We start from the raw sequence: 10,444 nt of genomic DNA, 5'->3' as shown, positions 1-10,444 counted from the left end.
GGGGGGGGAGGGGCGGTCGGGAGGGGGCGTTCAGCGTGCGGGCGGCAGGCTCGGGTCGCGGACCTCCGGCGACAGTGAATCGCCGACCTGGTTGATCAGTTCGGACATCATGTAGCTGACCTCGCCGATGTCCGCGTCCCTGGTGGTGGTGACGAGCAGCGAGGCGCCGCTGGAGACCGCCATCGAGAACATGTAGCCGCCCTCCATCGCGGTGAGGCTGTGCTCCACCGGGTCGGTGGCGGTCAACTGGGCCGCAGCGGACAGCAGGTTGACGACGCCGGACGCGATGGCGGCCAGCCGCTCGGCGTCGTCGCGTTCCACGCCGGTGTACGCCAGCGCGAGCCCGTCCACGGACACGGCTATCGCCTGCGTGACTTCCGGGAGGCGCCCGGCGAAATCGCTCAGGATCCAGCTCAGGTCGGAGGAGGTGGTCATTTCTCGGTCCGTTCGGTGTGGTCGTCCGGGGCGGAACGCCCCCGGTGGTTCGTGCTCCTGTTGATCCCCTGGGCGTAGGCCGCCAGCACGTCGGAGACCTGCCGGGAGTCCCGGCGGCGGGGCGACGGCCGCGGCGCACCGGAGCCCGGGCGCTGTTCGGCGGTGTCCCGCCTGCCCGCGGCGGGCGAGGTGGTGGGGCCCGTGCCGGCGGCGGGGCCCGTACCCGTACTGGCGGCTACGCCCGTACCGACTCCCATGTCGGCACCCGTGCCCGTACCGGCGCTCACGCCCAGGCCCGTGCCGACCGGTGTGCCGATCGGGGCGCCGACCGGTGTGCCGTGGCGGTCGGGCCGCACCTCCGCGCGGGCCGGCTGCCGGCGGCCCTGCGGCCCCGGGGGTGTGACCGGCCGGGGCGTCTCGTAGCCGACATCGTTGCCAGGCTCGCGCTGCGGCGCCCCCCGGTCTTCCGCGAAGTCCAGGGCCAGTACCTTCGCGGGCAGCGTGACCTCGGCGATCGTGCCGGGGCCCGACGAGTCGCGCAGCTCGACGACGATGCCGTGGCGGGCGGCGAGCCGGGCCACCACATGCAGCCCCATGGACCGTACGTCGCCGATGCCCGCCTGCGGTTCGAGCAGCGCGGCGTTGTGGACCGCGCGGCGCTCGGCCGTCATGCCGACGCCCTCGTCGACGATCTGCACGACGGCCCGGTCCCACAGCCGCCAGACGGCGACCCCGACCTGCTTGTCCGGGGGCGAGTACCGGGTGGCGTTGTCGAGGAGCTCCGCCAGGATGTGCGCCACGTCGTGGACGGCGCGGGCGGTGATGCCGATCCCCGACTCGATCACGCCGAGGGAGACGCGGTCGAACCGCTCGATCTGCTGCGCGGCGGCCACGATGACGGTGGAGCACCCGACATCGGCCGCGCGCACCCGGGCGTTTCCGTAACCACCGAGCACCAGGAGGTTGTTGGTGTTGCGCTCCATGCGGACGGCGAGATGGTCGAGAGCGAAGAGGGTCTTCATCCGTACGGGGTCGGCCTCGTCGCGCTGCACGGTGTCCAGCTCGGACACCATGACCGCGGTCAACCGGGCTCCTCGGCGTGCGACACCGACCAGCGTCTCGGCCAACTGCTCGTGTGTCTGAGCCTGTTGTGCGGCCAGGCGGACGGCTTCGTGGTGAACGGCGTTGAACGCCTCACCGACCTCGCCGATCTCGTCCTCGCCCGTGGTCCGGACCGGATCGCCGGTCCGCCGGGCCACCTCCTCGGGCGTCGCACCGCGCAGCGCGCCGGGCTGGGACAGCTCGCTCATCACGGTGGGCAGCCCGGAGTGGGCGACCTCGTGCGCGGCGTTGCGCAGCTCGCGCAGTCGCCGGATCATGACGCGCCCCAGGCGGATCGCGACGACGACGACGCCGACGAGTGTCAGCACCACCAGGGCGACCTCAGCGCCGGCCGTCCAGATGAGAGTGGTGCGTACGTCGGCGACCTGGGCGAGAACGGCAGCGTCGACCCGCTTCTCCACCGAACGCAGCAGCCCCTGACGGTCGTTGGCCGCCTTCTGCCAGGCCTGCGGCGTGACGGTGATGTCCTTGCCGGCGCTTGTGCGCCCGATCTCGTCCTCAAGGCGCCGGGCCTCCAGGGCCTTCGCCCCGGAGAGGGTGCGCTCCAGCCAGGTCCGCCAGGCGCCCGGCCCGAGGTCGAACATGGCGCCGGTCGACTCGGTGTAGCCCAGCCGGCCGGCGTCGAAGGTCCGCTGCGATGCGGTGGTGAACCCGCCCGCGGCCTGAGCTCGGGCCACCGTGACCTGCTGCTGGGCCGTGTGCTCGGCGGCCTCGGACAGGGCGGCCGCGGCGCGGATCCGGTCCGCGATGTCGGCGTCCACGCCGTCCGCCTGCGCGATGCCGTCGCGGTAGCCGATGAGGTCGGCGATCACGATCCGGTAGCCGAAGGCGAGGGCGGAGACGGTGCTGCTTCCCGAGCGCACCTGGGCGCGGAGCCCGGGCATTTCCTCGGCGAACCGCTCGATTCGGTCCAGCGCGCCCTTGGCGCTGCCGGGTACGGCGGAGAGTCTCCCGGCCCGGCTGCGGAAGCCGGCGATGCTCCGGTCGGTCTCCTCCGCACGTAACCGGAACGCCTCCGCGCTTCCCTGCTCGGAGACCAGGGCGGTGGCCGCCGCCCGCTCACGTTGTAGCCGGTAGGTCAACTCACTTGCTTCATCCGCGACTTCGACCATGGAGGTCAGCCGTTCGGCCTGGAGCGCCTGATTGGTCGCAGGGGCGAGAGCCAGGACCGAGAAGGCGACGGCCACGGTGAGCGGTGCGCTGACGAGGAGTACGAGGCGACGATTGATTTTCACTGCGCGGCTCCGTCGCCGGAACCGGGCTTGAGTATCGGTGACACGCGGATACCTGTTAACGGGTTGTGGGGGTGTCGGTGATGACGTGCTGGTGGGGGTGTGGTGCTGGTGGGGCTCAAGTGGCCCCGGGGGCGCGCGGCATGATCCTATGCCGTAGTGCGCGCTTCCGGGCGGGTGAATCCCTGAAAAATATGCGCATCGACCACACAGAGATGCTCCTGCTTCGCTCGCAAGTGAGCATAAAACAAAGCGCTTTGGCTCCGGGGCGAACGTCCGTGGCCAACCGTGTGAACCCTGCCCGACCAGCGCGCGCCTGCGGAGCAAGGCGGAGAAGTGGCCTCTGGGACGTTCCCGGACCAGCCAGGCGAAGCAGGAGATCACCCAGGCCGGCGCATTCCTCGCCTGGCTCGCAGACCGAGGCCGCACTGTCGAATCACTGCCAGCAGGCCGAGCTCGATGCCTGGCACACCGAGAAGCCGGCCACCCGGCGCCCGGCTCAGACGTTCCTGCGCTGGTGCATGAAGACGAGCCGGATGCCCCGCCTCACCCCGCCACCCCAGGTCATCAACCAGGACCAGGTGCCGCTGCAACAGCACCGCCGACTCGCCATGCTCCGGCGGACCCTCAACGACGTGCGAGCCCGGGTCGCCGCCGCGCTCGTTCTGCTCTACGCGCAGCCCGTCACCCGCATCGTCCGTCTCGCTGTCGACGTCATCGACGACCGGCTGGGAGACCCGCCGTCCCCACTTCCGAAGCCCGTCGCTGACCTCATGCGGACATACCTCCTGTACTGCCACCACCTGCCCTACGCCAGCAGCAGAAGCTCACAGTGGCTCTTCCCCGGCCGCCAGCCCGGACAGCCGATGAACCCGGTCAGCCTCCAAGTCCACCTGCGGAAGATCGGCGTCCCACCGCAGCGCGGCAGGGCCTCCGCGATCCGCCAACTCGTCCTCCAGGCCTCGGCCCCCGTCATCGCGAAGGCTCTCGGCTACCACGACAAGACCACCACCCGCCTGGTCATTGAAGCCCTGCGCTTCGATCACTCCCCGACACTGCTGCACGACGTCGCTCAGAGCGGGCCGGTCCTCGGCCTGGTGCGCCAGCATCGCCGTCAGCAGAGGCACCAGCTCGTTGGGCGCCCCCGACAGGTCGGGAGCCGTCTCTGGATCGGTGACCTGATGGAAAAGGACATGGATGTTGGCCGCTTGGTACGGAAGGCGGCCGGAAGCGGCGAACAACATCACGGCACCGAGCGCGTATACGTCGACCGCGGGCGTGAGCGGCCGGTCGCCTCTCGCCTGCTCCGGCGGCATGCACGACGGGGTGCCGACCACGGTGTTGGGCGCGGTCAGGGAGACGCTCGACTCGGCGAAGACCGCGAGCCCGAAGTCGATGACCTTCGGCCCGTTGGGGCCGAGCAGCACGTTGGCGGGCTTGAGGTCACGGTGCAGCATGCCCTGCTTGTGCACGGTCGCGAGCGCTTCGGCGAGGGTCGCCCCGAGGGAAGCCGTGAGCAGCGAGGGGAGTGGGCCGTGACGCGCCACGTGCCTGCTCAGGTCGAGCCCCTCGATGTACTACGTCGCGAGCCACGGCGGGTCGGCCTCCGCATCGGCGTCCAGGAGCGCCGCGATCCGCGCGCCCCAGATCGTCTTGAGGATCTCCACTTCCTGGGCGAAGCGCTGCCGGGTCTCGCAGTCCACGACCGACGGCTTGATCACCTTGACGGCGGCGGGCTCCCCGCCGGGAGACTCTCCCAGGTAAACCTGTCCCATGCCACCGTGCCCAATACGGCCGAGAAGCTCGTAGCCGCCCAGCTCAGCGGGGTCGTGCGGGCTCAGGGGCGCGATGTGCACGAGGGGCCTTCCTGCTCGGACGTATGGGACAGGGCTGACGTGTTCGGCCGTACCGCACACGGTATCCGCCGAGAGACACAGCCCTGTATGGGTGGAGAGGGAGAATCTGCCCGCTCCGAGCCGGACGTGGGCGCGTCGCCGCGATGGAGACTGCCGGACAGGGCCTAGCCGAGGTCTCGCCCACGCTCCTTCAGGCACTGCACCCACAACTCGTAGGCATGGCGTGCCTCGCGGACCGACTCCTGGGCGAACACCTCGTCGGCGAAGCCCACGGCCGCGGCTTGTTCCACCACGCGGACCAGGTGGGCGGCCACCTTGTCGAGACGTTCGGCGTGGGCCTCACGCAGCCGTGGCGCCAGCTCGTCCTCGCGGGCGGCCATGGCCACGAGGTCGTCGAAACCCTGTTCGTCCTGGTACGAGGAAGGGAGGTAGGGCAGGTCCGCCCCAGACAGGTGCCGGACACCCGGTAGAGCCCGCTTGGCCGACGCCTCCCGTCCGAGGACACGATGGAGCAACAGACGAGTCTGGTCCGTGCCGCGAACGCGAGCGGAGACGGCTTCCAGAGCCTCCAGCTCCAGGGCGACGTCCTCGACGGCTCCCGTCGAAAGCAGCGCACACAACCGGTCGGCGATGGCCCGGCCCGTTTCCGACGCGTCGTCGATGACATCGTTGCAGGCGTCGAGCTCGGAGAAGGCGCGCCCGGCCGTGTGGATGGCGGCTGTCACCATGGCCGGTGTATCGCCGTCGAAGCGGCCGATCGCCTGGGCGAACTGCGAGGACGTCATGGAGACCGCCGCGAGCAGGTCCTCGGCGTGCCGCTGCCTGGCCGGTCCGTTCGATGCTTCAGCGCCCACCGTTTCCCCCCGCGCTATGACGGTGTCCTGCCGTAGATCATGAACGTCGGCCGCCGGGCAGGGCAACGTGCGGCGGGATGTCTGACGGCTGAGGTACCGAGGTTGGCTGGAAATGTGCGAAGCGATATCGAAGTGGATCACGCGAGCCCCACAATGCCTCCATGCCCACCCACGAGACCGGCTTCGTCTACGTCATGAGCAACCCTGCAATGCAGGGCCTCGTGAAGATCGGGTTCACGACGCAGCTGCCCGAGGACCGAGCGCAGGAGCTCTCCAGGCCGACAGGAGTGCCGCTTCCCTTCGACGTCGCCTTTAGGGGGCTCACCATGCGGTGGAGGGAAGTCGAGCGGCTGGTCCATCAACATCTCGCGGACCAGCGGGTCTCCCGCAAGGAGTTCTTCACGGTCTCGATCGACGATGCCGTGCAGACGGTGCGCGAGTGTGTGCTGGCCGTGAACGGCATCGGGGCCTGGGAGACGGGCAGGAGGCACCTGGTCAAGAGAGGAGACCGGGTCTCCCTGTCGCTAGCCGCCGGGCAGGTCTTCGCAGTGCTGGTGATGCCCGCGCCGTTCTCCGGGAATGGCTGGGAGGTCCTCGATCTCTGGCAGGCTCATTCGGACGGCGATCAGCTGGAGATCTACGGCGCCGGGCAGCCGGGCTGGGTAGCCGGGTTCAGCGACGGAGACCATGACGGCACCGACGACCCCGTCCCGTACCTTGACCGGACACAACGCGTTGCCAATGGAGCCCTCAACGGCCGAGAACGCTTCGATACCGGGTTCCGGCTCGTCTGGCTCTCCGACGCGGCCGACGGCAGTGGCGCGTATACGAGCGTAATCTTCGAGGCTTGGGAACCTTGCCAAGTGGTGTCCCGTACCTGGAGCCCTCGGTGGACTCGGGAGGGCTTTCCTCTAGTCCTCAATGCGCTGGAGCGCGACCTTTCCGAGGGCATGCTCGAGGCCGCCCGCGCCGCGCTCGCTCTTCCGGCACCACGCAACTGGGCCCCCCGACCCGAGGGCCGCTCGTATCTGGTCCCTCCTCAGCCGGGGCCGGATGAATGGCTGCCGCAGCTCCATCGCCGAAGTGCGCGTCCACGGCGTACTCCTGGCTGACCGTGCCCACTTGTCGAGGGTGCTGAGACCGCCGCCCCGCCGCACTGCCCGACCCTAGGAGACCGATGCTCGATTCGTACCCGGAGTTCCAGCTGCGCCTACCGCACGGCGGGCCCTCGGCGAGAGGCCGGCTGCTGTCAGAGACGGGGCCCAACGGCAGCCAGAAGATGGTGGTGCTCGCAGGCTCCCCGGCGCGACCAGAGGTCGTCCCGTCGTTCCCGGAGAGAACGCCGTCCTCGCACAGATTGCGCGAGAGGCTGATCGCGGACGGGGCGATACGCGAGACCGCCACGCGGCCGGGGTGGCTCGAAGTGGTGCAGGACGTGGAATGCAATTCGCCGTCCGCCGCGGGCGACATCCTCATGGGCCGCGGCTGCAACGGGTGGCTGGAGTGGAAGACCGCCGACGGCCGCCCGCTCGCCGATTTTCTCGACCAGGTCTGGTCGGGCCCCAGCCGCGCGTGGCTGGTGCGGAGCCCCCACTCCTCCGGGCCTGACCTGTTCCGACGAGCGTGGCTTCCCGACGGAAGAGTGTCTCTCGCCGCCGTTCGACTGCGTCCGGACGTGGCCCAAGGCGTCAGCAAGGATCAGCTACGCACTTTCGTCGAGCAGGACTACGAGTCGACCGCGCTATACACCGAGAAGGTGCAGCTCGTAGAGGAGTTGCACGCCTTCTTCTCCAGGATGAGACCGGGCGACACGGTCTGCGCGGTGTCCGACGGCCGACTCTATGCCGGAGAGATCACGGGCAACGTCGAGCAGCGCATCGCTGAGGACGGAAGCCGCATTCTGTGGCGTCCCGTGGAGTGGGGCGGCGACGACGGCTTCCCTCTGAAGGAGTTGCCCGAGGAACTGCGGCAGAAAGTGTCGGTGCGTCACGACGTGGTCGACCTCACCACGGTCAAAGCAATCGTCGACGGCCTCGGGGTCACCGACAAGGAGCTCGTGGAGGAGGCGCAGGCCGATGGTGCCGGGGCCAGTGTCGAGCCCCTGGCCGTTATCGCTCGCCGTGAGGTGGAGCTGCCCGAGCCCACCGAAGTGCTGCGGGAGAAGCTCCACGTACACTCCCAGGAGTGGTTGCAGGAGGTCCGGCAACTGCTCGACGACGAGAAGCAGCTGATCTTTTACGGGCCTCCAGGTACCGGCAAGACCTTCCTCGCGCAGGAGCTCGCCGAGTTCTTCGGTGGTGGACGCGAGCAGGTCGAGCTGGTCCAGTTCCATCCTTCGTACTCCTACGAGGACTTCTTCGAGGGTTTCCGCCCTCGTGAGGACCCCGGGACGCATCAGGTCGCCTTCCGGCTCACGGCCGGCCCCTTGCGGGAGTTCGCCGAACTGGCCCGCCGGGAGGGCAACAGGCACATTCCTCACTTCCTGGTCATCGATGAGATCAACCGGGCCAACCTCGCCAAGGTTTTCGGCGAGCTCTATTTCCTCCTCGAGTACCGGGACCGGTCGATCCAGCTGACCTATTCGGACGAGGACTTCTTCCTGCCACGCAACCTCTTCATCATCGGCACCATGAACACGGCCGACCGCTCGATCGCCCTCGTCGACGCGGCGATGCGTCGGCGTTTCGCCTTCGTCGAGCTGTCCCCACGCATCGAGCCGACCCGAGGACTGCTGCGCTGCTGGTTGAAGGCCAAGGAGAGGGACTCTGAGCCCGCGGACCTGCTGGAGGCCCTCAACGCCCGCATCGACGACCCTGACTTCCAGGTCGGGCCGTCGTATCTGATGAAGCCTGGCGTCTACCGCGAGGGGGGACTGGAACGGACCTGGCGGACCAAGATTCTCCCGTTGCTGGAGGAACACCACTACGGCGAAGGCGTGGACAGCGAGGGTCGCTACGGCCTGCCGGCGCTGCGCAAGGCGCTGGCATCGCGTCCCTCACCCCCGGAACCGGGTGAAGGGCCCGGCTCGGAGTGACGCCCGTCGTTACACTCGTCGAGCACGCGCCTGCACGATCGTTCCGCCTGCCGGATGCAGCGGGCCGTGCACTGGTCGCCTCCAGGATTCTCGAAGAGGCCGGGCCGGACCCTTATGAACCAGGCGCCTGGCGGCTGCGTGCGGGGAGCAAGGTCGGGGCTGTCGCGCTGGCCGTTCCGGGCGCCGAAAGCATCACGGTGCACATCACCCCCAAGGTGCCGGTCGCTCGTCTCCTCTTCCTGGTCGGCTACAGCAGCAACCCGCGAGGCTGGCGGGACGGCAGCGTCGATCTGGCTGACCAGGACGAGCTCCTTCCGGCGCTCGCTCACGCCGTCGAGCGGCAGATCGACCGTGCACTGCGGCAGGGCTTGCTCCAGGGCTATCGGACCACCGAGGAGTCCTCCCATGTCATGCGCGGCCGGCTTCGTGAGGCCGAACAGATCCGGCACAGGTTCGGAATGCCCCTGCCCGTGGAGGTGGTTTTCGACGAGTTCACCACCGATATCGCCGAGAACCGCCTCCTCTGCGCGGCCGTAGATCGACTCCTGCGCCTCCCCGGTGTCCCAGGGGCCGTACGCGCGCGCCTGATGCACCAGCGGTCCCGGCTGGCGGACATCACACCGCTCGTGTCGGGGCAGGCACCTCCCTGCTGGCAGCCGACGCGGCTCAACGCCCGCTATCACTCGGCACTCCACCTTGCCGAGGCGGTGTTGCAGGGGTCGTCGACGGAGCATCTGCCGGGACGGCTGCGCATGGACGGATTCCTCTTCGACATGAACGGCGTCTATGAGGACTTCATCTGCAAGGCACTGCGGGAGGCAATGCGCACCTACGGCGGCAGGAGTGCCCTACAGGCGCGGAACATCCACATGGACGAAGGGGAATCCATCCGTCTGCGACCCGACTTCGTCTGGTACGGAGACTCCGGCGTGCCGACGATCGTCGCCGACGCCAAGTACAAGGCCCGCAGGAACCGCGGCTTTCCGAACGAGGACTTCTACCAAATGCTGGCTTATTGCACGGCCCTAGGGTTGCCCGAGGGGCATTTGGTGTACGCGAAGGGCAACACTCCGCACATCAGTCACCGTGTGCGACATGCCGGTACCGTCCTCCACCAGCACGCCATCGACTTGGACCAGCAGTCGGCGGGGTTGCTTGCCGAGATCGACGCGCTGGCTCGGCACATGCTTCACGGCGCGGCAATGTCGCCTCAGGGCGGGGCACCCTCTGGGCGTTCCTAGAACACCTGAGCCGGTGCACGTGACGCACGGCTGCGCATCCTGAGTCGCTGACGGCCCGTTGAAGCGGGTCTTCCCCGATTGGGCGGCTGGCCGGCATGACTCCGATGGCACCACGCGGAGCGCCGACCACGCTGGCCCCCAGGCCCCAGAGGCCGGCACTCTCTCTGCCCAGGCCCAAAGTCCCAGACAAGTCCCACAGGCGCTGGTGAATCCCCTCCTGGCTCGCATACATGCAGGTCAGGAGGGAATCGGCGGTGTTGTTTCTGAAGGCGGTCAGATGTCCCGGAACTCCACCACTATGACCTTGACCTGCATGGACGGCACCGCCTGAAGATCATCTTGCACAAATGTTGCACAAGGTGGGTTGATCAAGGTCAAGCAGCCTTCGAATACATGCCCTTGACCGCCTGGCGGACCTTCGACCCGGCGCCCGCGACGCGGTGGACATACTTACGGAGAGTACACGCCGGATCGGAGTGTCCGAGCCTGTCCGCGAGCGTGTACACGTCCACCCCGCCGTTGATCATCATGGACGCGTACAGGTGCCGGAGAGCATGCATCATCTTGTCGTGCGACTTCTCCCACCGGCGACCCTTACGAGTTGGTGCGTGATAGCGGGTGAGGCGTCGTTGCTGGCAGGTGGCATGATCCGTTTGTGGCGATCATGGTC

At 68.5% G+C, this 10,444-nt stretch carries 8 protein-coding genes and 1 pseudogene; 3 read left to right on the top strand and 6 right to left on the bottom strand.

From position 1 onward, the window contains the following. Nucleotides 1-30: 30 nt before the first annotated feature. The 5 genes from JS521_RS29290 to JS521_RS29275 form a co-directional block, all read right to left on the bottom strand. Nucleotides 31-435, bottom strand: coding sequence for a roadblock/LC7 domain-containing protein (locus JS521_RS29290; RefSeq protein ID WP_030716522.1), 405 nt, complete (start codon nucleotides 433-435; stop codon nucleotides 31-33). After that, complete coding sequence (locus JS521_RS29285) at nucleotides 432-2,792, bottom strand: sensor histidine kinase (RefSeq protein ID WP_205085959.1); 2,361 nt, start codon at nucleotides 2,790-2,792, stop codon at nucleotides 432-434. Before JS521_RS29285 ends, JS521_RS29290 begins: the two co-directional genes overlap by 4 nt. Nucleotides 2,793-3,616: 824 nt before the next feature. Further along, the gene (locus JS521_RS36965) at nucleotides 3,617-4,363 is read right to left on the bottom strand and encodes a serine/threonine-protein kinase (RefSeq protein ID WP_307847968.1); all 747 of its coding nucleotides are present in this window, start codon (nucleotides 4,361-4,363) and stop codon (nucleotides 3,617-3,619) included. Nucleotides 4,364-4,366: 3 nt separating this feature from the next. Beyond that, nucleotides 4,367-4,564 (bottom strand): hypothetical protein, encoded by a 198-nt coding sequence (locus tag JS521_RS36960; RefSeq protein ID WP_239487993.1) that lies wholly within the window; start codon nucleotides 4,562-4,564, stop codon nucleotides 4,367-4,369. 245 nt (nucleotides 4,565-4,809) lie between these two features. After that, the gene (locus tag JS521_RS29275; RefSeq protein WP_205085958.1) at nucleotides 4,810-5,499 is read right to left on the bottom strand and encodes a hypothetical protein; all 690 of its coding nucleotides are present in this window, start codon (nucleotides 5,497-5,499) and stop codon (nucleotides 4,810-4,812) included. A gap of 161 nt (nucleotides 5,500-5,660) precedes the next feature. Between JS521_RS29275 and JS521_RS29270 the strand changes: the two genes are divergently transcribed. The 3 genes from JS521_RS29270 to JS521_RS29260 all read left to right on the top strand — a co-directional run bounded on the left by JS521_RS29270 (nucleotide 5,661) and on the right by JS521_RS29260 (nucleotide 9,774). Next, a complete protein-coding gene (locus JS521_RS29270) occupies nucleotides 5,661-6,611 on the top strand; it encodes a GIY-YIG nuclease family protein (RefSeq protein WP_205085957.1) in 951 nt (316 codons plus the stop codon). A gap of 65 nt (nucleotides 6,612-6,676) precedes the next feature. Beyond that, nucleotides 6,677-8,533: a DUF4357 domain-containing protein gene (locus JS521_RS29265; protein ID WP_205085956.1), complete on the top strand. Its 1,857-nt coding sequence runs from the start codon at nucleotides 6,677-6,679 to the stop codon at nucleotides 8,531-8,533. After that, nucleotides 8,530-9,774 (top strand): McrC family protein, encoded by a 1,245-nt coding sequence (locus JS521_RS29260; protein WP_205085955.1) that lies wholly within the window; start codon nucleotides 8,530-8,532, stop codon nucleotides 9,772-9,774. Before JS521_RS29265 ends, JS521_RS29260 begins: the two co-directional genes overlap by 4 nt. A gap of 374 nt (nucleotides 9,775-10,148) precedes the next feature. On the opposite strand, the pseudogene JS521_RS29255 reads toward JS521_RS29260, so the two are convergent. Further along, nucleotides 10,149-10,358, bottom strand: a pseudogene (locus JS521_RS29255) (tyrosine-type recombinase/integrase); the annotation flags it as partial. Nucleotides 10,359-10,444 lie beyond the last annotated feature (86 nt).

The organism is Streptomyces durocortorensis (assembly GCF_016901035.1).
In the GTDB taxonomy this organism is placed as follows: Bacteria; Actinomycetota; Actinomycetes; order Streptomycetales; family Streptomycetaceae; genus Streptomyces; species Streptomyces durocortorensis.
This window is presented reverse-complemented; position numbering and strand designations above follow the sequence as displayed.